At 66.7% G+C, this 21,701-nt stretch carries 19 protein-coding genes; 10 read left to right on the forward strand and 9 right to left on the reverse strand.

Annotated elements, in window-relative coordinates; all coding sequences use genetic code 11:
- Positions 1-6 precede the first annotated feature (6 nt).
- The 6 genes from CLT75_RS27850 to CLT75_RS27875 all read right to left on the reverse strand — a co-directional run bounded on the left by CLT75_RS27850 (position 7) and on the right by CLT75_RS27875 (position 5,895).
- Positions 7-1,212: a histidine decarboxylase gene (locus CLT75_RS27850; protein WP_135243152.1), complete on the reverse strand. Its 1,206-nt coding sequence runs from the start codon at positions 1,210-1,212 to the stop codon at positions 7-9.
- On the reverse strand, positions 1,209-1,940 hold the full coding sequence (locus CLT75_RS27855) for a hypothetical protein (protein ID WP_135243153.1): 732 nt from the start codon (positions 1,938-1,940) through the stop codon (positions 1,209-1,211). Before CLT75_RS27855 ends, CLT75_RS27850 begins: the two co-directional genes overlap by 4 nt.
- Positions 1,941-2,205: 265 nt before the next feature.
- The gene (locus tag CLT75_RS27860; RefSeq protein WP_135244161.1) at positions 2,206-3,651 is read right to left on the reverse strand and encodes an APC family permease; all 1,446 of its coding nucleotides are present in this window, start codon (positions 3,649-3,651) and stop codon (positions 2,206-2,208) included.
- Positions 3,652-3,662: 11 nt separating this feature from the next.
- The gene (locus tag CLT75_RS27865; RefSeq protein WP_135243154.1) at positions 3,663-3,923 is read right to left on the reverse strand and encodes a hypothetical protein; all 261 of its coding nucleotides are present in this window, start codon (positions 3,921-3,923) and stop codon (positions 3,663-3,665) included.
- A gap of 218 nt (positions 3,924-4,141) precedes the next feature.
- Positions 4,142-4,825, reverse strand: coding sequence for an N-acetyltransferase (locus CLT75_RS27870; RefSeq protein WP_421499643.1), 684 nt, complete (start codon positions 4,823-4,825; stop codon positions 4,142-4,144).
- Positions 4,822-5,895 carry an FAD-binding oxidoreductase gene (locus CLT75_RS27875; protein ID WP_421499644.1) on the reverse strand — a complete coding sequence of 358 codons (1,074 nt, stop codon included), beginning with the start codon at positions 5,893-5,895 and terminating at the stop codon, positions 4,822-4,824. The genes CLT75_RS27870 and CLT75_RS27875 overlap by 4 nt, the downstream gene beginning before the upstream one ends.
- Before the next feature lie 470 nt (positions 5,896-6,365).
- Here CLT75_RS27875 and CLT75_RS27880 point away from each other — a divergent pair, with 470 nt between their 5' ends.
- Positions 6,366-7,217, forward strand: a complete 852-nt coding sequence (locus tag CLT75_RS27880; RefSeq protein ID WP_421499645.1) for a helix-turn-helix domain-containing protein — start codon at positions 6,366-6,368, stop codon at positions 7,215-7,217.
- Entirely contained in the window at positions 7,214-7,417 is a 204-nt protein-coding gene (locus tag CLT75_RS27885; RefSeq protein WP_047891357.1) for a DUF397 domain-containing protein, read from the forward strand. Before CLT75_RS27880 ends, CLT75_RS27885 begins: the two co-directional genes overlap by 4 nt.
- A 91-nt stretch (positions 7,418-7,508) precedes the next feature.
- On the opposite strand, the gene CLT75_RS27890 is transcribed toward CLT75_RS27885, so the two are convergent.
- Positions 7,509-7,709 (reverse strand): DUF397 domain-containing protein, encoded by a 201-nt coding sequence (locus CLT75_RS27890; RefSeq protein WP_047891358.1) that lies wholly within the window; start codon positions 7,707-7,709, stop codon positions 7,509-7,511.
- Positions 7,710-7,821: 112 nt separating this feature from the next.
- Between CLT75_RS27890 and CLT75_RS27895 the strand changes: the two genes are divergently transcribed.
- The 8 genes from CLT75_RS27895 (at position 7,822) to CLT75_RS27930 (ending at position 20,161) form a co-directional block, all read left to right on the forward strand.
- Complete coding sequence (locus tag CLT75_RS27895; protein ID WP_135243156.1) at positions 7,822-8,358, forward strand: DUF6879 family protein; 537 nt, start codon at positions 7,822-7,824, stop codon at positions 8,356-8,358.
- An 8-nt stretch (positions 8,359-8,366) separates the two neighbouring features.
- Entirely contained in the window at positions 8,367-9,221 is an 855-nt protein-coding gene (locus tag CLT75_RS27900; RefSeq protein WP_421499646.1) for a helix-turn-helix domain-containing protein, read from the forward strand.
- A 440-nt stretch (positions 9,222-9,661) separates the two neighbouring features.
- A complete protein-coding gene (locus CLT75_RS27905; protein WP_135243158.1) occupies positions 9,662-11,236 on the forward strand; it encodes a type I restriction-modification system subunit M in 1,575 nt (524 codons plus the stop codon).
- The gene (locus CLT75_RS27910) at positions 11,229-12,455 is read left to right on the forward strand and encodes a restriction endonuclease subunit S domain-containing protein (RefSeq protein WP_209310397.1); all 1,227 of its coding nucleotides are present in this window, start codon (positions 11,229-11,231) and stop codon (positions 12,453-12,455) included. Before CLT75_RS27905 ends, CLT75_RS27910 begins: the two co-directional genes overlap by 8 nt.
- Positions 12,430-15,510 (forward strand): HsdR family type I site-specific deoxyribonuclease, encoded by a 3,081-nt coding sequence (locus CLT75_RS27915; RefSeq protein ID WP_135243159.1) that lies wholly within the window; start codon positions 12,430-12,432, stop codon positions 15,508-15,510. Before CLT75_RS27910 ends, CLT75_RS27915 begins: the two co-directional genes overlap by 26 nt.
- Positions 15,511-15,746: 236 nt before the next feature.
- A complete protein-coding gene (locus tag CLT75_RS27920) occupies positions 15,747-16,604 on the forward strand; it encodes an HNH endonuclease (protein WP_167796977.1) in 858 nt (285 codons plus the stop codon).
- Between the two features lie 238 nt (positions 16,605-16,842).
- Positions 16,843-19,617, forward strand: a complete 2,775-nt coding sequence (locus tag CLT75_RS27925; RefSeq protein ID WP_135243161.1) for an NACHT domain-containing protein — start codon at positions 16,843-16,845, stop codon at positions 19,615-19,617.
- Between the two features lie 76 nt (positions 19,618-19,693).
- Positions 19,694-20,161, forward strand: coding sequence for an N-acetyltransferase (locus CLT75_RS27930; RefSeq protein ID WP_135243162.1), 468 nt, complete (start codon positions 19,694-19,696; stop codon positions 20,159-20,161).
- Positions 20,162-20,571: 410 nt separating this feature from the next.
- On the opposite strand, the gene CLT75_RS27935 is transcribed toward CLT75_RS27930, so the two are convergent.
- Positions 20,572-21,234 carry a DUF6882 domain-containing protein gene (locus CLT75_RS27935; RefSeq protein WP_135243163.1) on the reverse strand — a complete coding sequence of 221 codons (663 nt, stop codon included), beginning with the start codon at positions 21,232-21,234 and terminating at the stop codon, positions 20,572-20,574.
- A gap of 109 nt (positions 21,235-21,343) precedes the next feature.
- Complete coding sequence (locus tag CLT75_RS32820) at positions 21,344-21,517, reverse strand: hypothetical protein (RefSeq protein ID WP_013283846.1); 174 nt, start codon at positions 21,515-21,517, stop codon at positions 21,344-21,346.
- Positions 21,518-21,701: the final 184 nt, after the last annotated feature.

A 21,701-nucleotide genomic window follows, 5' to 3' on the forward strand; every position in this document is an offset into this window, starting at 1 on the left:
TCGTGGTCAGAGCGGGTAGACGTGGGCGTGCGGTTCGCTGGCGGGACGGGGGCGTGGGACCGGCCTTGGTGGTGCGATGTCGGCGATGTCGGCTACGAAGGCGTCGATCTGGCCGCGGGTGACGCCGGGCATGCAGATGAGGTGGCTGGTGTCGCCGTCGGAGGCGAGGAGCCATTTCTTGCGCACGGGTTCGGGTGGGGTGGGCAGGACGACGGTGAAGGCGTGGGGGTGCCGCCAGGCGGGCCAGCCGGCGGCGGTGAGCTGGTCGACGGTGTAGGCGGCGAGGCGTCGGGCTTGGAGGGCGCGCCAGCGGTGGCCTTCGCGGCCGTGAATGGCGATGGCGTGCCACAGCAGCGCGGCGGCCAGGCCGCAACGGGAGCCGGTGATCGTGGTGTCTGCGGTGGCGGTATAGGCGACCCGGCCACCGTGGGTGCGGACGCTGTCGCGGACGAGCACGACCCCGCACGGCACCGGCAAGCCGAAGAACTTGTGACCGGAGATCGCGATGCTGCCGATGCCAAGGGCGTCATCCAGGTGGAGTCGCCCGTCGAGGGCGAGGGGGATGCCGGACAGCGCCGCGTCGACGTGCACGTGCCCGCCAATGCCGTGCTCGTCGAGGACGGCGCGGATACGGCCGGTGTCGTCCACCGCTTCGGTCATGGTGGTGCCGACGGTGGCGACCACGATGGCGGGCCACCGTCTGCGTCGTTGGACCTGCTCGGCGAGATGCTGGTAGTCCATTTCCCCGTCCGGGTGGGCCTTGATGAGCACCCCGGGCGCGCCGAGGATCCGTGCGATCTTGGGGATGGAGTAGTGGGCAGCTGCGGAGTAGAAGATGCGGGCGGTGGGGTGGTGGCGCAGCGCGGCGTGCAGGGCGGACAGGTTGCCTTCGGTGCCGCCGGTGGTGACGTAGCCCCACCGGTCCTGGGCCGGCATGGCCAGGGTGTCGGCAACCCAGGCGATGACCGCCTGCTCCAGCACTCGCGTGTGGGCGACACCGCTGGTGTCGGCGGGGTCGCCGATGTTGTTCCACAGCCGGGTGCCCAGCCGGGCCATGACGTCGCTCTGGTCGAGGTCGACGGCGCCGGGGAACCCGATGCTCGTCGCCGCGGCGGCGTCGGCCTCGCGGACCAGGTGTTCCAGCACGGCGGTGGCGTCGAGCGGTGCGCGGCTCAGATCCGCGGCGTCGGCCAGGCTCAGAGTGTGGGTCACGCGGGCCGCCTGGTGAGCAGGTGGGCGGTGAGGGTGTGGTGCAGCGCGCCGAGCCGCCGCCACACCTCGCGGGTGGCATCGTCGCCCTGTTCGGTCAGGTTGGCGTGGGGGTTGTAGTAGCGGACCCGGTCGGGATCCAGGGTTTTGGTGCAGCGGATCCCGTCGACGCCGAGGCGGGCGTGAGGATCTCGGTCGATGTGCAGGGCGGTGCCGTCGGTCAGCAGCGCGTAGCACTGGCCCTTGAGGTCGAAGGCCGACAGGTAGCGACCACCCGAACCATCCCGCAGCGTGCGGGCGACCTGGTGCCAGCGCCCCTGGTCGGAATCGAGGGTGCTCACGCCGACGCCGACGTAGGTGGCGTGCGCGGGCAGGCTCATGTCTCCGCCGTTGACCATCGATCCGTCCGGGCCGAGCGGATGCCACCGACGCCCGGCGGAGGCGGCGCGGGCGATGTTGTCGCGGACCACCTCGCCCAGCTCGTTCAAGAGCTGGGGCAGGTCGTCGGATTCCGGGGAGGCCAGCCACAGCCGGTAGGCGGTGTACAGCAGATAGCCGTGCGGCTCGGTCGGTGCGTCGGAGGCGAAGAACAGGGCCACGGCGTGCGGGCCGAGGGCCTCGCGGGTGGCGTAGCGCTGGTCGGCCTCGACCGTGTGGCCGGCGTTGATCCGCTTGCACCGGTAGGCAACCTGCCGACGCAGATCCGCCCACCGCCGTGCCTCCGCCGACACCTCCTCCCCGTCCTGCCATGGCTGGTGCGCAGGCATGTGCGGGGGCGGGGCTATGGTGGGGGGAACTGGGGCCTCTGGCGGTCGCTGGTAGTCACCGTGCACCGGGCGGTAGCCAGGCGGCGGGTAATCCGCTGGGATGTGCGGGCCGGGGCCGGGTGGTGCCGCTGGAGGGTGTTCCGGCCGCCAGCCGGGGTGTAGGGGGTCGACGCCGTAGCGTCCGCCAGGTGGGGTCATCGCCGCGTCAGTTCGCATCGTCCGCAGCCCCTTAGATGGAGACGCTGATGGCGTCGGGAACGGCGTGGGTGCTCGGAGTGCCACGGCCGATGCCGGCGTAGACCTCCGGGCGTGACCGCCGCATGTGGGCGGCCCACGCGCCGCCGGCCAGGGCGGTGGCGGCGAGGATCGCGGGCAGCAGGAACGGTTCCAGCGACTCGGGCGGGGCACCGAGCAGGGAGCCAACGTTGCCGACCATCAGGGCCAGCACCACTGTCCCGCCCGCCGTTGCGAGACCGGGTGCGAGCCGCCACTCCCACAGCCCGACCTTCTGGCCGCGCACGCTGGCCGGAGCCATCATCGCGGCCACAGAGGCGGCCAGCAGCAGGCACAGCAGGCCCATCGCGCCCAGGGTCGACAGCCAGGTGAACATCACCGCGACCGGGTTCGCGCCGGCCAGCGCGAACCCTCCCACCACCACGGCGGCGACGCCGGTCTGGGTCAGGGAACCGCCGCGAGGCGCGCTGACCCGCGTCGCGGTGCCGGTACGGGCGAGGCTGGCGGGCAGGACACCTTCGCGGGCCATCGCGAACACGTACCGGGCGATGACGCTGTGGAAGGCGAGCATCGAGGTGACGATCGCGAAGACCAGCACTACCTGCGCGAGGGGAACCCACGCGCCGCCGATGCCCTCAAGGACCGAGAACGGCAGCCCTCCTGCGGGGTCGGCGGCGGCATCAGCGGCGGCCTCGGGGCCGGTCGCCACGCCCATCGCCCACGCCGCCGCCGCGTACACACCGCCCAGGACGAGCACCGCAGCGATGGTGGCCCGGCCGACCGACCGGCGGTCGATGGCCTCCTCCATGAACGAGCCCGGCGCGTCGACGCCCATGAACGCCGCCACGCAGAAGGCGACCGCCCCACCGATGCCGCTGACCGCCAGGCCCGAGGCGTCGAAGCCCTCCCAGGACAGCCCGCCATTCGCAGGCTGCCCGAGACCCGCAAGGGTGAACGCGGCGACGATGAGCAGGGACACCGCCAGCACGGCGGCCAGCACGCGGGTCGACAGCACGATCGCCCGCACACCCACCACCGCGACCACGGCCACGGCAATGCCCGCCCACACCCACCACGCGCCGCCGAGCTGGGCGGCCAGTGTCGCGCCGAACAACCCGAACAGGCTCGTCTGGATCGCGTTGTACGCGATCAAGGCGACCAGACCAGCGGCCACACCCCAACCCCGGCCCAGGCCGTGCGCGAGGATTCCGTAGTATGCCGCCGCGTGCCCCACCTGGCGAGCCAACGCCGTGTACCCGACCGCGAGCAGCGCCACCACACCGGCCACCACCACGAACACCAGCGGCAGCGCCGACACCCTGGTCGTCGCATAGGTGGCGACGATGCCTCCGGCCAGCACCACCATCGGCGCCGACGCCGCCGCCCCGAACACCCACAACCCGAACGGAGTCACCGTCCGCCGCGCCAGCGCCACCTGCACATGCGTCGACCTCACCACTGCCCCCGATCGGTCGAATCCGGGCAGCACGAGCGGCGGCAGCCGTCCACCGGGTGCCGCCGCACCTCGGCACCGTTGGCCGGCACGACATACACCGCAGCGGGCCGTACCGGGCCGCTCCGCCAGAAACGCCGGTCCCGGTCCAGCCGTCGCCGGGCGGTCGCCGCGTCCGGGGTGAACCCGAACAGGTCGTGGGCCCCGTTCGGCCACTGCCGCCGGATCGCGTAGCCCCACGTGAACTCGTCCGACGTCACGTCTCCCGCCTCCGTGACGGCGGTGCTGGCGCAGGCGGGGGTCGAGCCTGCCGGCCACCGGCTGGCGTTGCCACGTCGGAGTGGAGCCAATGCCCGTAAACGGGTGATAGCGGACAGCATGACGGGTGCCTCCTTCGAATTCGGGGTGCAACGAGGTAGCCCGCTAGGCGCGAGGTCGCCGCCTGCAGGTCATCAACTTCCGGATCGGGACTGAACGATCAGGGAGAGCGGGGCGCCGGGATCACCCGTCCGTGAAATGGGGTCGCGGCGCGGTACAGCCGTGCTCGGCGCGGCAGAGCGCTGAGCCGTTCGTCCGGTGCCGGTCGCCACATCCGCCACAGCACCGGCCCGCCCGGCTCCAGCAGGATCGGTGAGCGCGGCTCGTACCCGAGCCCCGCGAACACACTCTCGCGGGGGTTGTCGCTGGCCACCTCCGCGTACGCCGGCAACCCCTCCTCGTCTGCCGCCCGGTGATAACTGGCCAGCAACGCGCGTGCCGCCGCCTCCTGCCCAGGGCGGACCGCGAGGTGAGCGAGGTAGTGATGCGGCGTATGCGGGAGCACTGCGTCGACGTAGGCGTGCAGCAAGGCGAACCGCGCCGCATCCGCGCCGAGGATCCGCTGCAGGTAATACATCCACTTGGCACCCGGCGCAGGCGGCTCACGCCGCGAGTACCAGACCGCCACTGCCGCGTGGTCGGCGGTCGTATCAACCCGGCCGTGCCGCACACCGTGCGTCAGCATCAGATGCGCGTAGCGCCGCAAGACCCCCGGACGCTCCGTCGCAGCAGGCACTAGCCACGCCCCCAAGGGCCGACTTACCAACCCCTGTGCCACAACCTCGGACAGCCCGCTGAGCTCCGCATCGGTGGCGCTGCGAACTGCCAAATCCATCAGCTTCATGCCGAACCCCTCCGCTCGATGCCGCCGGCCGCCATGTCCAGACCAGACGGGCTCGCGACGCGCGACGAGCGTTGGCGCGACACCCACAGCGTCGAATCCATGGCGCGCCGGAACGTGGTGGCCAGGTGCAGCCTGCCGGCAGGGATCCCGGCAGTCGGCAGACGAACGCGCGCCGCCTCCATCAGCTTCGGGGGGCCGCACACGTAGAACGCCTGCCCTTGCCGGTAGTGGTACAACGCCACGGTCAGCAGATCGCCCTGCGCCGCCGGTTCCACATCCCCGTCGTCGGAGAACGCCAACTCCACCGTCAGCCAGTCCCGATGCGCCTGCGCCAGCTTGTCCAACGCCACCGCGTCATATAGATCCAGCAGCGTCCGCGCCCCCACCACCAACGTCACCCGCCGCTTGACCGGCGACGCGGCCACCTGCTCCACCAACGCGCGCAGCGGCGCGAGACCCGTACCACCGGCCGCCAACAGCAAATCGGCCTCGCCCGCGGCCTCCAGCGACAATCCGACATCGACCGCGGGACCCAGCCACAGCAGCTCACCCGGCGCCACGCGCTCAACCAGCACGGGCGACACCATGCCCTCGCCGACCGCGCGGACGTGGAACTCCACCGTCCCGTCCCGGCGAGGAGCATTCGCCAGCGAATACCACCGCCACAGCCCCGGCAGCCGAGGCGTACACACTGGCATCGCCTGACCAGGCAGGAAACAAAGACGACGCATCGGCCGAACAGTCAAGACCGCGACTCCATCAGGCGCAGCGTCGGACGCCACGACCTCGCCGCCCGTGACATGAGGGCCGTCGCCCATCGCCGTCGCTGCCCGCTCCGCCACCCGCAGAACCCGACGGCATCCCCGCTCCCAGTAGCCGGCCAGCTCGGGCTCCCAGCTCGCGCCCGTGAACCGCCGCACCGTCTCCACCATCGCCGCCGCAATGACAGTGCCGTGGTACGGATACAGCTCGAAGCGCCGGTACATGCGGCTTAACACCGCGAACCCGGCCCGCCGAGCCGCCGGGTCGCCCTGACCAGCGATCATCTGGCTCAGCGTCGAGAAGAACATCGGCGCACACCCCTGTGGGAGAAACCGCACGCTACGGTCCGCCATAAACGACCAAAAGTGATCAGCAGCGCGCTCATGCGCGGCAAGGTTGACCGTCAGCGAGGACCCGAGATCAGCCATCGCGTTTGCCCGTTCCCCGAGAACCAGCCATCCACGGTGCCGGCAACCTCAAGCTGAAGCGCCCGACAGACCGATACGCCACATGGGGAGTCGGTTGATCAAAATCGGCGACCGCATCGATACCCCGTTGCCGACGGAGCTTGACCAGCTCGGAACCGGGAGGCAGTGCGGCGGGTCTTGTGGCTGGTCCTGCTAAGCCCACGTGTCCTCCCAGTGTGGCGATCACTCATCGGACGGATCTCGACGCCCGCCTAGTCTTAGGCGTGCGCCTAGTCTTACAGCTAAGACTAGATCCAGACAAGTTGTCTGAGTCAATTTCTGCACTTGCTCGGCTGTGTCATGCTGTCTCGGTGCCAAACTGGCCTACCTTGAGACGCAGACGGCTCGCCCGTGAGCTGGCCAACTTGCGTGAGTCCATCGGCATGACGATCGAGGAAGCTGCGGGACATGCAGGAATTTCCCCCTCTCACCTCTCCCGCGTAGAGCGCGCGCTGGTCGGGGTGCGTGTGCCGGTAGTGCGAGCGTTGCTTGCTACGTACGGCGCGAGCCCCACCGTGACAGCCAACCTGGTGGAGGTAGCTCAGACGGCGACGCAACGTGGCTGGTGGCATCGATACGCGGGCAGCATCCCCGACGAGTACGCGACCTATATCGGGTTCGAGGCAGACGCCGCGCGGATCTGGAACTTCGAGCTGATCTCGATTCCGGGCCTGATGCAGACCGAGGGTTATACCCGATCGGTCCTACAAGGCGGCGTTGCCCGTCTCAGCGAGGAGGAGATCGAGCGCCGCCTTGAGGTTCGCATACGCCGGCAAGCCCTGCTGCATCGTGAGGACCCACCGGCTCTATGGGTAGTCCTCGATGAGAGCGCCATACGGCGGCAGGTAGGTGGCCCTGAGACGATGGCTGAGCAGCTCAACCACTTGGTGGCTATCGCGAATCTGCCGCACGTGGATGTGCAGGTACTGCCGTTCGCGGCTGGCGCACATCCCGGCACCCCGGGTTCATTCGTCGTCCTTGGCTTTGCCGATCCCACTGATCGGGAGGTCGTTTACATCGAGACTATGGCTGGCGATCTCTACCCTGAGGGTGACGCGGACGTGCAGGGAGCCGTTCAGGCGTTTGATCGATTGAGAGCGATGGCACTCGCCCCAGACGAATCCGTGTCGATGATCCGTAACGTTGCAAAGGAGCTCGCGTGAACGACTTCAGTCGCGCGAAGTGGCGGAAGAGCACCAAGACCCAGCAGAGTGGCCAATGTGTCGAAGTGGCGAGGGTGGGCGAGGTCGTCGGGGTGCGAGATTCCAAGGACCCAACCGGACCCGTACTGCTGTTCACGACCGGCGAGTTTGCCGCCTTCCTCGACGGCGCGGCCAAGGGTGAGTTCGACGATCTCCTTTAGTCAGGGCTAGCGCAGATTCGTAGATGCCCGGCTTGGTGCCACCGAGCCGGGCATCTAGGCTTCGCTCGCGGCCCAAACCGGCGCCCCATGATCACAGGTCGTTGAACTCGCCCTGGTTCGCGCCGCGCAGGAACGCCCGCCACTCTGAGCGCGAGAACGTGAGCTTCGCGCCTTCGGGGTTCTTCGAGTCCCGGACGGCCACGCCGTCGGGCAGCGACGCTACCTCCACACAGTCGCCGTTGAGGCTCTCTGAGCTCTTCCGCCAGGTCAGGCCCGCGAACGCGTCCGACATGTTGACTCCCTTCACTGCGTTAGGATCGAGACTGCCACAAGGCTGCCAGGAGGACTAGTCTTCGGGCGCGACTAAACTTGATCGGCAGGTGGCCACAGAACGGGACAATCCGATGCAGATGGACGAGTTGCAGCGCATGCTGCGAGGGGTGGAGCGATCGGTGTTCCGCCTGGAGACACTGGATTGCTACACGGCACCGGGTGAGGCAGACCTGCTGCGCGACTTCCACGCGGGGCGCGCTCTCCCACCACGCAGCCCGGACCATGATCCCTGGTTGCGGATGGTGGCGGACAGCGTGAACGCCGGCAGGCGCTGGAGCAGAGTCCACGTCCTGAACCGCCCGCTGTCGGATTACCTCCGCTTCGAACTCCTCGGCTATCAGGGGAACTTGCTTGCGGGCGAGGACGTTCGCATCGCTGATCGGGCGGTGGCTCCAGACGAGCTAGGCGAGCTGACATCTGACTTTTGGCTGCTCGATGACGTGCTTGCCGTGAAGATTGAGTATGACCGAAAAGGTCGGCGCTTGGCCATGGAGCCGACCAGCCACGTAGCGCCCTACATCGAACAACGCGACCTCGCAATGAAGTGCGCCGTACCACTTCGGGCATATATGCCGTTGGTGCAGCATGAGTTGCGTAGATCCTGGTGACACCAGCGGTGGATGACCGATCTGCCCTTGCGGCCCGGCTGCGGGAACTCCGCGAGGAGGCCGGCCTGTCGACCACGCGACTCGCTGCGGCATTGGGCTGGTCGCAGTCAAAGGTTTCCAAGATCGAGAACCGACGCACGAAACCGTCGGTCGCCGATGTCCAAGCCTGGACAGTCGCGACCCGCGCACCGAGCGATGTGGCGGCCGAACTCGTGGATGCTGCCGAATCTATTCAAGTGGCGTCAATCATTTGGGACAGGACGCTCAGCGGCGGGCGCGCTGAACATCAACGGACCATTGGTCGATTGCTTCATGACGCCAAGCAGGTGCAGGTATTCCAGCATGCAGTTGTACCCGGATTGCTTCAAACCGCTGAGTACGCGCGCAACGTACTTACTCTTTCGGACGTCTTCGGTGTCGGCGATACGTCCCGGGCAACGGCGGCGCGCATCGAGCGACAGGTAGTGCTCTACGAACAGGATAGAACGTTCGATTTCCTCATCTCCGAAACCGCACTGCGGTTTCGCGCGGCACCGCCTGGGGCGCTCGCTGCGCAGTACGAAAAGATTCTGTCTGTCTCCACGCTACCCGCCGTTAGCATCGCCATCCTGCCAGTCGACCTCCGGCCGTCAATGGTCCATGCCCACCCGTTCGTCTTATATACCCTGCCCGACAATGCACGCCTCGTCACGATCGAAACCTACACCCGTGAAATGACGCTGACTGATCCCGAAGAAGTGGACGTCTACTCGCGGGTGTATCGGTCGCTACTGGCAGATGCACTAACGGGAGAATCGGCACGTCGTTTCTTGACTGAGCTTCGTTCCGAGGCGTTGCGTTTGGTGGTGCCGCGGCACCACTAGTGCCTCTTCACGCAGCCTTGAACGGTCACCAAGGATTTGCCTCCGTCTTTCATTAAGCCCTTGATTCATCGGTCCGCGCTGCCTGCCGCGTTGACTCTTCTGACCGCTCACTCGGTGCTCGGCCGGCTTGACCAGGCCCGTCGACCACCCCAACACCACCTGATGAGGCGCTCAAGCGATCACGTTCAGTAATCGATGCATGCTCGCATCTGTCCGCGCGGATCTGTCGGTGGTCGCCGCTAGGGTTGGGTTCCAACACGCCCGGCGTGTCGTTCGCGACGCGCGGGGTGGCGGCGAGGGGGAATGAAGTGCCCCGCGTATGTTCACCCGGCAGGACACGCCCGGCGTGTACATGCCGGGCACGCCCAAAATAGGGTGACCAGCCGGAACGCTGCGGCCTTCGAGTCGCCACCCTTTGACGAGCGAGGACACCCCGACTGATGGCAGTGACGCAGCAGGAGATCGAGAACCGGTTGTGGGACGCCGCCGACGAACTGCGCGTGGCGATGCCCGAAGCGCAATACTCGTCGGTGGTCTTCCCGCTGATGTTCTGGAAGTATCTGTCGGATACCTGGGAGCACCACCACCAGGAGTTCCTGGCCGACAACGAGGGCCTGGACGACCTCTCTGCCGAGGAAGCCCACGAGATCGAGTACCGCGACTACCAATCGTTCGAGATCCCGTTCATCCACCCCGGCACCGTCCAGCAGCGTCGTGCCTCCTGGTCGTCCATCCTCGCCACCATCACCCAGCCCGGCCTCGGCCAGCGCGTCCGCGCCTCCCTGCAAGCCATCGAGACGGCCAACCCTGACAAGTTCTCCCGCCTGTTCGGGTCCATGACCTGGACCTCGGAAGAGGCGCTGCCGGGTGAGGTGTTGGCGGCGGTCATGCAGGCGATGGACCGCACCCCGAAGATGCACGAGGGCAACATGTCCCACGACGTGCTCGGTGGGGCGTACGAGTACCTGCTGAAGCGGTTCTCCGACGGGTCCGGCACCCGCGCCGGCCAGTTCTTCACCCCACGTGAGGTCGTCGAGCTGATCGTCGAGGTCCTGGCCCCGAAGGGCTTCGAGTCGGTGTATGACCCGACCTGCGGGTCGGGCGGCATGCTCATCGCCTCCGCGAACCTCCTAAAGGCCCACGGCGGGCGCGGATACACGCTCAAGCTGTACGGGCAGGAGGCCGTACCGGACACCGCCGGTGTGGCACGCATGAACCTCTTCATGCACAACCTCACCCAGTTCCAGGTCGAGGTCGGCGACACCCTAAAGGACCCCCGCTTCAAGAAGCCGGACGGGTCCATCGCACAGTTCGATGTGATCCTCGCTAATCCGCCCTACAGCCTGAAGTGGAAACCCTGGACCAAGGACCCGCGCGCCATCGGCGGTGTCGCCCCGCAGTCGTCGGCGGACTGGGCGTTCGTGCAGCACATGATCGCGTCGATGGACTCGAAGAAGGGGCGCGCTGGCGTCGTCTTGCCCCACGGCGTCCTCTTCCGAGGCGGCCAGGAAGCATCCATACGCCAACGCGTCCTGGATGACGATCTCCTGGAAGCCGTGATCGGCCTACCGGCAAACCTCTTCTATTCGACGTCCATTCCGACCTGTATCCTCGTGTTCCGCGCACCCGGCACCAAGACCGACGAACGCAAGAACGGGGTGCTGTTCATCGATGCCTCCAAGCGGTTCACCAAGGCCAAGAACCGCAATGTCCTCACCGGCGCAGACATCGCCGACGTTGTGACCGCCTACCACTCGACCTTGGATTTTGACGGCAGCCCGGTCGACCCTGACGGCGACGGTGGACTCGCGGCGCGATTCGTCCCCGCCACGGAGATCGTGGCGAACGGGTACGACCTCAACATCGGGCGGTACATCAAGCAGGCTGCCGCCGAACAGGAAGACCTCGGCGCTCTCATCGATGCATATAACATCGCCCGAGCCGAGCGCCAGAAGACCGAGCAGCGCATGCTTTCCATTCTCGCTGCCGCCGGGATTGAGGGATTCGATGAGTGACGGCTATCCACTTCGTCCGCTCGGCGAAGTGATGCGCCTTGACATCCAGCGCACGCCGATGACGCCTGCTACTACCTACCGTTTGGCCGGGGTCCTAAACGCAGGACAGGGGCTAATCGCTAAAGGCGAGTTCGACGGCGGGGACACGGAGTACGCGGCGATGAACGTGCTGCGCGTCGACCAGGTAGTGATGCGAAAACTGACAGCGTGGGAAGGACCTATCACTGTAGTACCTGCCGACTTCGACGGATTCGTCGTCAGCAACGAGTTCCCGACATTCACACTCGGTCCGGAGCTGGTACCCGACTGGATGAGGCACGTCTGCCGCTCACCGCAACTGTGGGCCGAGATGAAGAACCGAGTGAGGGGGACTGTTCAACGGCGCAAACGCCTCAACCCAGAGCAACTCTTGCAGATTAAACTCCCGATCCCACCTCGCGACGTACAGGCGGGGATCGTTGAGATGCTGGACGCAGTTGACGACCAGATAATCGCACTCGACAGAGAAGCCGAGGCGCTGGAACGCATGTCGATGATCGTTGCCGAAGATTTGCTCGCCAACGAACCAATCGTGGCGCTCGGAACGATGCTCGATGACATTCAAGGGGGCAGGAGTCCTCAGGCAAACACGAGGCCCCCGGGCGCTGACGAGAACGGCGTCTTGAAGGTCAGCGCGGTCACGCCCTTCCGGTTTCTTCCGGAAGAGTCTAAGGCCCTTCTGCCTGGCACGTCCATGCCAAAGTTCGCGCTTGTTCAGCCCGGCGACGTACTCATTACGCGAGCGAACACACCTTTGCGAGTCGGGGCCGTCGCGCGTGTCCCCGCTGATGTTCGGAGCGGTCTATACCTGGCCGACAAGACTCTTCGACTCGTGCCATCGTCAAAACTGGACCCGGATTTCCTCGTGGCAGCGATGGCGCTGAAGTCGGCCCGGACGCACCTCACTAGTTCGGCTACAGGCACCAGCGCCTCAATGTTTAACGTCAGCCAGGATCGTATTCGTGAGACACCGATCCCACTGCCTGACCTGGACCGGCAGCAGGAGGTTTCATCCGCCGTGCTGTCCGTTCGTGCGAATGCCGATGCGGCACGTGCTGAGGTCGCCAGTCTCCGTCAGATTCGGGCTGGCCTGCTGTCCGGGCTGCTGGACCGCACCATCAACATCAAGTCCGCCGATCTTGGAGGTCTGACTCGTGGCGAAGGGCATTCGGGAGCGTGAGTTCCAGAACCTCATGATCCAGTGGTCCCTCCCGATGGGCTGGGGCTTCACCGCGGGCAGGTCGCTGCCGCGTGCGACAACGCAGACGGTGCTTACAGGCCAAGTGCGAGACGCTCTCGTTCGGCTCAACCCTGGGGTGGTCGACGGGTTCGACGTGGATGCGGTGGTCGAGGAGATCGTCGCTACGGTGAACGCCGTTGAGGGCGGGCTGGTGCGGGCCAACGAGCAGGTGCTGCGCCTGCTGCGGGGGCATAAGGAGTTCCGGGACGCCGATGGCGTGTGGCATGCCCTGAAGGTCATCGACGTCGAGCACCCGACCGCTAACACGTTGGTCGTGTCGGACGAGGTGACCATCACTGTCCCCGGGAAGACTCCCCGCCGGTTCGACCTCGTGTATTGGGTCAACGGGCTGCCGCTGGTCGTGGTGGAGGTGAAGTCGCCGACCGCGAAGTCTGGGTGGGCTAAGGCTGCCCGCGAGATCAACGATGTGTACGCCGCCGAGTACCCGTGGTTCTTCACCCCGAACGTTTTCGCCGTCGCCTCCGACGGGCTGAAGCTGCGATTCGGTGCCGTTGGCGCGCCCCTGAACCTGTGGCAGCCGTTCCGGTCCACCGCCGACGACGAGAACCTGTCCGGCCAGGCCGACGTGCAGCGCTCCGTCGAGCTGCTGCTCAACCCGGCCACCGTCCTGGACATGCTCGCCAACTTCGCCCTGTTCGACACCTCTGGAGGCGGGGTGGACAAGAAGTACCTGCCCCGCTACCCGCAGATGGAAGCCGCCCACCTGATCCACGAGCGAGTCGTAGCCGGCGGCCAGAAGGGCCTGATCTGGCACCACCAAGGTAGCGGGAAGACGCTGCTGATGGTGTTCGCCGCCTCGCTGCTGCTGGCCGACACCCGTACCGAGTCGCCCACGATCATCCTGCTCTCGGACCGGACCCAGCTCGTCCGGCAGACGTCCGGGGTGTTCACCTCCGCGATGGGCGACGCCTACTTCCACCAGCCCGCAACCAGCGCCGAGCTGCGGGCGCTGCTGGCCGACGACGTCCGCGGCGTCATCTCCACGACCGTCCACAAGTTTGCCGACGCCGGCAAGAACCTGGCGACCCGGGACAACATCATCGTGCTGGTCGACGAGGCACACCGCACCCAGTCCGACAAGTCGAAATCCCTGGCCGGGCAAATGCGTGCGGCATTGCCGTACGCGAAGGTCTTCGGCATGACCGGCACCCCTCTCCGCAACCTCGCCACCGACACCTTCGCCCTCTTCGGCGAGGAGACCGACCCGGGCAGGGTGCTGCACCGGTACTCGGTGTCCCGGTCGCTGCGGGACGAGGCGACTGTCCCGGTCATGCTGGACCCGCACCCGGTCTCCTTCGACATGAACGGCCAGGAGCTGCAGGCTGAGTTCGACCAGTTCGCCGACGACTTCGATCTTGACGACCCCGACCGTGAGGCCCTGTCCCGCAAGTTCGGACGCCTCACTTCGGTGTTCGCCAACCCCGACCGTATCCACACGGTCTGCCAGGACATCGTGGACCACTACCTGGCCGGCGCCTACCGCAACGGCCTCAAGGCCCAGGTCGTCGCCTACAACCGTGAGCTGGCCGTGGCGTACACGGACAAGATCAACGAGCTGCTGGCCGGCTTCGAGGCGTCACAGGCGCTCGCCGAAGTGGGGAAGCATGACCGGATCACTGCCGAGGTGAACATCTCCGTCTCGGATTCCAAGGACGAAGACCCCGCCATGCGGCCGTACCGCCTCTCCGAGGCCGAGGAAGAGGAACAGAAGCGGCGGTTCCTCACCCCGGACGACCCGCTGTGCTTCCTGGTGGTGACCGCGAAGCTGATGACTGGGTTCGACGCCCCCAACGAGGGCGTCCTCTACCTGGACAAGCCACTGAAGGCCCACACCCTGTTCCAGACGATCACCCGCCCAAACCGCACCTGGGTGTCCCCAACCGGATTCGTGAAGACCTCCGGCGTGGTCGTCGACTACATCGGCCTGGCCGAAGAGGTCCAGCGGGCCGTCGTCGACCCCACCTCAGAAGGGGCAGGCAAGAAGGGCGGCGGGTTCGTCACCAACCCGTCCGAGCTGGTCGCCGAGTTCCGCACCACCTTCGCCCGCATCGAAGACCTCCTCGCGGACGTGGACGACCTGGACCTCACGGTCCACGGATACGAATCCGTGCGGGCCATCAACGTCTTCCTGGACGCCAACGCCGGCGCCGCCGAGGTGTTCTCCAAGGACTACCGGCTGCTGGCCCGCCTGTACCCGCTCATCAACACCGACAAGCGGGTCGCCAAGTACCGGGACGGCTTCGGGCTGTTCGGGTCCGTGTACACGACCCTGTTCAAGAAGTCCTCCGACGAAGAGAGGAAGGAACGGCTGGGCGAGCTGGGGCCGATGGTCCTGGAGATCATCAACGCCCACGTCCACTCCTTCACCGTCGTCGCCTCCCAGGAAGAGCCCCTCGTCCTGGACGCCCAGGGCATCGCCATCCTCAAAGAGCTGATGGCCCTCGTCCGCCCCAAGCCCGACAAGGACGACGGCGAGGACAAGACGCCACCGTCCGCGGCGGAGATCCTCGACCGCATCAAGGCCGCCCTCGAAAAGGGCGTCGACCCAGGGTCCGCGAAGTACACCGCCCTCGCGGAGCGGATCAGGCTGCTGCGCGATCAGATCATCCAGAACGCCCAGGACGCCCTTGACTTCCTGTCCGAGGCACTCCGGATCGCTCGCGCCATCGTGAACGCCGAGAAGCACCCCGACGAAGCCGTCGTCGTGCTGGACGACGACCACGTAGGGGTCCTGTCGCGGATCATCCACGACCACGCACCGCCCGGCCTCACCGTCACCGAGCGGAACCTGGCCGAGGAGATCGACCAGGTCGTCACCCGAACCCTCGCCCAAACATGGGACAACGCAGACGCTCGCAACCGAGGCGTCCGCCGCGCCACCGCCGCCGTCTTCCGCCGGTACATGTTGAAGCCGGTGGGGGAGCCGTATGACTCCACCGTCGCCTACATCGAAGCCCACTACCTCGTTGACTGACGAATGCACGGAGTCCCGGCAACCTGGGGCGGTCGCCGACAAGCACGAAAGGTGCCGACGCACGCCCGAGTGCAGAGGCAGATACGGCTGGACCTGCAAGCCGTGCATTGAACCGTCCGGGTTCTTGTAGAGATGCCATGCCGAGAAGTGAGTCGAGTACGCCGACAAGGTGTTGCAGGAGCCCCGACCAGTCCGCCTTCCGTCCAGGGAGGAGATGGCCGGGTAGCCTGTCCGTCGTGACCCGACGCGCCCCCGAGTCGATGTCGATCGCCCTGCCGACCGGTCGTGCGATCGACGCCGCAATCCGCCCGGACGATCCGGGCGAGTCGGCGGAGGTAACCCTGATCGAACCGATCCGCCCGCGGGTGTTCGAGAGTTGCCCGATCTGCGGTGATCCGGCCACTTCGAAGGAGCACATTCCACCCGATCGAATAGGCGGGAAGGTCATGACGAGGACGTGCCTTCCTTGCAATAACAGGCTCGGCAGCAACGTGGAGACCGATCTCCTTGACTGGGTCGAGGGGGCGCTTTCTCGTCCTTCTCTTCGGTCGGCGGCCGTCCAAGGGCCGCGCCGAGAGAAGCGGGTGTTGGTGCGGAATACCCCAGAGGGCGAGTTCGTCCTAGTGATCGACGGCCGAGCTCATCCGGACCTCAAGGCGATGTTGGAGTCCGGCGAGGTAGACCTTGACGCCGTACTGCCGAACTGGGGACGTTGCTGTCTCGCGCTGCTCAAACACGCGTACCTCGCGGCCTGTCTGACTCACGGGGTGCTCGAAGGTGACGTGGCTGACGAGGTCCGCCGCGACCTCATCGCCGCCCGCGACGCCGAGAACAAGCAGAGCGTGCCAACGAGCCAACTGGCGCTGGGCTTGACGATCCTCCGGACGTACGAGCCGACAACGGATGAGCCTGCAATCAGAGCAGTCCTGCATGATCCGGCAGGCCCTGTCGAGGGGGTGCTTCTAGCGGGTCGCATCTTTGTCTCCTGGTCATCGGTCATTCCCAAGGACGTGCCGGAAGCACACGGACGCTTGAACCGCACACTCCGGGTGAGGGCTCCGGTCCGGGGAACGGTGACATCAGTCGAGTCCTGACCGCGGTCAGGTGGCAACGGGAAGGCTGACGGTCTGGAACCGTTCGGCTGAATCCGCTTGCGAACGTTGAGCGTGTCGACAACTCATGCCAGCGGCAGCACGACGTGGCGGCCCACGCCGAACTGGTGCAGTACGTCTGACCCGCCGAAGCCCGGTACTGGGTACTGGTCGCTGGCGGAGCACCGACTCGGTGCGTGCCGGGGGACGGGAGAGAGCCGTGGACCGGGAGAATGGGGCCGTGACCAAGCGTTCCGCCGTATCGGACAAACCGATCGAGCACCGTGTGCCCACGCCCGGCACCGTGCGGCAGCTCTACGGCACTGCGCTCGCGTGCGCGAAGCCTGGGTGCCGTGCCGAGCTGTACACAGTGAACCCGGACACCGGTCAACACGTTCTCAACAGCCACGTCGCCCATATCCACGCGCGCAGCGAAGGCGGCCCTCGCTGGGACCCAGCCATGAGCGAAGCCGACAACCGCGACGTCGGCAACCTCCTCCTGCTGTGCTTTCCCCACGCGTGGGAGATCGATCAGGTCCCAGACGAGTACCCCGCCGAGATGCTTCGGGCCTGGAAGCAGGATCAGCTGGCCGACTCTGAACGCGCGCACCGTAGCTGGCAGATCAGCGACGAAGAGGCCCGCGAGGCGGTCACACCCTTCGACCTCGACGCCGTCATCGAAAAGATCAGCGCAGTCGTGCCGTTCAACCCGCGGATGCGCAGCCGGATCGAGACGTGGCAACTGGCTATCCGGCGAGGCCACGCCATGCGAGTCTCCCGGTTGACACCGCTCGTGCCGGCGGAGCGGCGGCCGGCGGTACTCGCATGGATGGCGGCGCGCCAGGAACCGCTCGTTGAGGTCCCAGTGGGGCAGGTCCGCGTTCTAGTGGGCCGGCTTGGGGCCGGCAAGTCGGAACACGCACTGCGCTGGTGGGGGCAGGCTGTCCAGGTGGCGGCCAACGACCCGGACACCGAGATTCCGCTGCTTCTTCCCGCTCGGCACATCACTGCCAGCTTGGAATTGGCGATTGCCAACGAGCTTGGCGGCGACCCCTCCGGCCGCTGCCAGGTGGTCATCGATGACCTAGACAGTGTCCCGTTGCGGGAAGCCGCCCGTCTCCTCGCCGAGGCCCGCCAACTCGTCCACACGTGGCCTCGGGTCAGCGTGCTGGCGACCGCGCGGCCGGGGATCCCCGTGCCCGACGAGGAGAAGATCCTCATCGAGCCGTGGCCGGCCCAGCGTGGCGCTGAGCTGGCGAAGTTGGCTCTCGGTGACGACATCCCCTGGCACCTGTGGAACACCGAAACGGCTGACCTGCTCACCAGTCCGCTGACCGCTCTTGGCCTGGCGGCCCGAGTACACGCTGGCCGCGACGTCAAGGTATCCCGGGCTCAACTCCTGGCTGATCTCGCGACGATGGTCATCGACTCGCAGAGCCACGAGGTTGCTGATGGCACGTGGCAGGACCTGGCTCGGTTGGCCGTTCGGGTCCTCGGACAGTCGCAGCCGGTTACCGGGGCCTCGTTCGGGTCGTTGCCCCTTGTCCGTCGTCTCACCGCAACCGGCCTCGTCGTCGGCGATCACACGGAGCTGACGTTCGCGTTGCCGGTGTTCGAACAGTATTTCGGGTCCGAAGCCCTCCGGATGGGCCTGGCTGACCTGGAGACGATCGCGGCGGCCAGTTCGTTCCCGCGGTGGCGATACGCGCTCGCTTTCGCCGTGTCCACCGCCATCGACCATGATCAAGAACGCCTCTTCGCCGGCCTTGCGACGGTCAATCCTGCGGCAGCGTTCTGGATCCTCGATGAGATCGCCGACGCCAGTACGGACCGCACCCATGAGGGTCCATCTGATGAGGCGATCGCGGCGCTCATCAGCCGCCGCGACCCCACCGGCGAGGTCACCGCCGAGCCCGACCTTGCCATCCGCGCAGGGCAGTGGCTGCGCGGCGCGGAACAAGCCCTGCTAATCGGACTCGGACCCCTGGCCGAGTCATTGGCACGACACCGCGACGGTCGCCTCGTCCAGTGGGGCACCTGGTTGCAGAACGGCTATCTGACGCTCGCCCGCTCGCGCGACCAGTTGTCGCCGCCGGACGTCGTCAAACTTCCCGAAATGTTCCCCAGCCTCGGCCGATGGCACCGCATCGAGGGGATTCGCTTTCCGACCTCTGACCTTGGTCGCTGGCTGCGCGCCCAGGCGGCGCTGCAAGAACAGCTCCAGAACGCGATCAGGAGACGGACCCTGCCCGTTCCCCGCACATCAACGCTGGCACGCGAACGGCTGTACCTACTCGCCGAGTTCGTCTACAACTACAGCGCCACACGCCGGCGCCGCACCATCCACCTCGCCGAACTGCGTGACACCGTCACCAAATGGATGGAGCGGGTGAACCGGTCGGTGCGGTCGACGTGGCAGGGCACAGGCCGATCCGTCGACTCGGACGACATCCGGTGGCTCGCCGCTCAACTGGACATGGAGGACGGCGATACGCTCCTACCGCCCTGGCCCGAAGGCGATCAACGCGGAACAGGCAGGTGGATCTGGCAGACGTACTCACCGGAGCTGACTTTGACCCTGGCGACGGACATCGTGCAACACGCCCTGATCGGCTATCGGCAGCTCGCCGAAACCTCCTTCCCTGCCTTCGGTGACGCCTTGGGGCTCTACAGCATGCTGCCCGTACGCGTCGAAGGACTCGTCCGGCGACCCGTCAACGACGAGAACGCGTACACGATCGAGATGATTGTCAGCCTGGACCCCGACCGCGATGCGCAACGATCGGACGTCCCGTCAGTCGACCTACGACTCGTACCCGACGACGGTCACGCGTTCTGGACCTTCAGCCAGCAGCGCCGCAGCGCCGCTCGGACGACGTTCGGCCAGAGCCCGCTCCAGAACGTAGAGCTGCCCCTGGGCCACACGTGTCCGGCGACCAGCCTGGCGTACCGATGGCTGGTCCAGGATCTTGCCGGAGTCGGCTGGCTCAACAATCACCACGGTCTCCTCGATTGAAGCCGGTTGAGCGACCAGAAGACGATACGGCTCCCTACCTGAGCATCGGCAGCTCTTCCTGATGCAGAATCACGGTATGAGCCTCACCTTGGTTGAACTCGATCGTCCAGTGGGCGAGCGGTTTTGGTTCCCGTTCACGTACGAGGAAGCAGGCCTCGGATTCAACAACCAATGGTGGTACGACGGCCCCGTCTATCCCCATTCCAAGAGCATCTTTCTACGAGTCCTAGAGAACAACAACGAGGTCGCCCGGGTTCATCTGGACAACGAGGTCGGAACAATCGATCACTACGCCGACGTTCCGCCACTTGGAGCCACCGCACTCGAGATCCAGTTCATTGAGGTGCACGACGATCACCGCGGCCGCGGCATCGGCCACGCTGTCATCGACCTCCTCCACAACCGCTACCCAGACCGTCGGCTCGTGGCCTTCTCCGAGGGCGCCGACGGCTTCTGGTCATCTCTCGGTTGGCGTCGGCACCTTCACGCCGATCCCGAAGAGGCGCCTTTCCGCCGACCACTCTTCATCCAGCCACAGGCGTAACGCACTGCCGCCGCGCGGACGAGGCTCCCGGGACCTACCGGCCTCGTCGGCTCGTAGTGAGCCTGGCGGGGAGGTGCCGTTGCCCCTGCCGGGTGCGCGCTCATCGGCCAGACGCCCCGGACGTCGACGATTCCGGCCGATGTGGCTCACCCGCACACGTTCGCCGATGGGCAGGTCAGCCGCTATGGCCAGGTAACCCGATGGGGCACAGTTTTGGGATGTATCCCGCCGAGGGCGTTCACCAACTGCTCCCCTTGATCATTTGGAATCCAGCGTTGATGCCACGTGCGCGCCGGGAGCCGGGGCAATGGTCAGCCCAACTGCCATGTTCCGCTGATGATGGCGGCGTCATGATCAACGCCAGCGCGTTCCCATGTTTGACGGGACCCGCCGGGGGCACCACATTCCGCCTACGGGCTGACCGTTCCCGACAGGTTGCTGACCCGACCCATCGCGTCGAAGTCGACACGCAGGACCGATCCGCCCCGATCCTGCGCCGTCACCGACATGGGCGCCCGATCCAGCCGCCACCCCTGCTGGTGCAGGAACGACTCGACGGCGACGCGGTGCTCCACCGGGAAGGACTGAAGGACCTGAGTCAGGACGGTCAGCGCCCGCTCCGGGCGGACCGGCGCGGTGATCTGCGGCGGGGCGTCGTCGAGGTGGAAGAAGACGGCGCCGCCGTCGTACGGCCCGCGGTAGTAGCAGCGGCCGGTCAGGCCGGACGCCAGCAGGGCGAGGCGGTGTCCGTCGGCGCGCTGGAGCGGGAACGTGGGTTCGGTGAGTTCGGCGACCCCTTGGCGGTGCCCGTACTCGCGAAGCCAGCCGGCCAGATGCAGCACCGACGGCGGGAGGTTGCTGGCCTCGTTGGCCCAGGCCCAGAGCCAGGTGCCGTCGTCGTGGCTCTCGGTGCCGAGGAGCTGGACGCGGTACCGCAGGTCGGTCCCGAACGTCGCGATGCCGTCGGGCACGTCGAGTTGCCAGTCACGCTCGCCGAGCAGGTCGGCCAGCGCCATCTGGCGGGCCAGGCCGGTGCCGACATGTTCGGCGAAGAGTCGATCAAACGTCGGCATCGCCGCAGTGTGCCAGACCTTTCAACGCCGGACGGCCCCGCGTCCGGCCAGCCCTTTCCGGACGGGACGGCCCCGCGTCCGGCCGGAGCCGGAGCGCGGGGCCGGCGGGTCAGCGGACCAGCGCTGCCACCAGCGTCCCGATGCAGGCGACGACGGCGGCGATGATCGGACTGAGCGTCTTGATGTACGCCAGGATGAGCCGGTGCCGGTCGGTCGGCTCGGCAACGGTTTCGTCCTCGTCCTCTGGTGTCTCGAAGTCTGACCCGTGAGGGATTACAGTCAACGTGACTCCTTCCGTTGCAGCGGTGGAGTCGAATGCGGCGTCCGGTGGCAGCCGGGCGCCGCCCTCTGTGTGAGGCGGCGCAGTACCGTTCGACCGTTCGAGCATGCTCCCGGCGGACAGCTAGCACAAGAGTGGGCAATTCACTGTCGGGTACCTGACAAGCAGATGCATCGCATCGAGAAAA

Source organism: Micromonospora sp. CNZ285 (assembly GCF_004637285.1).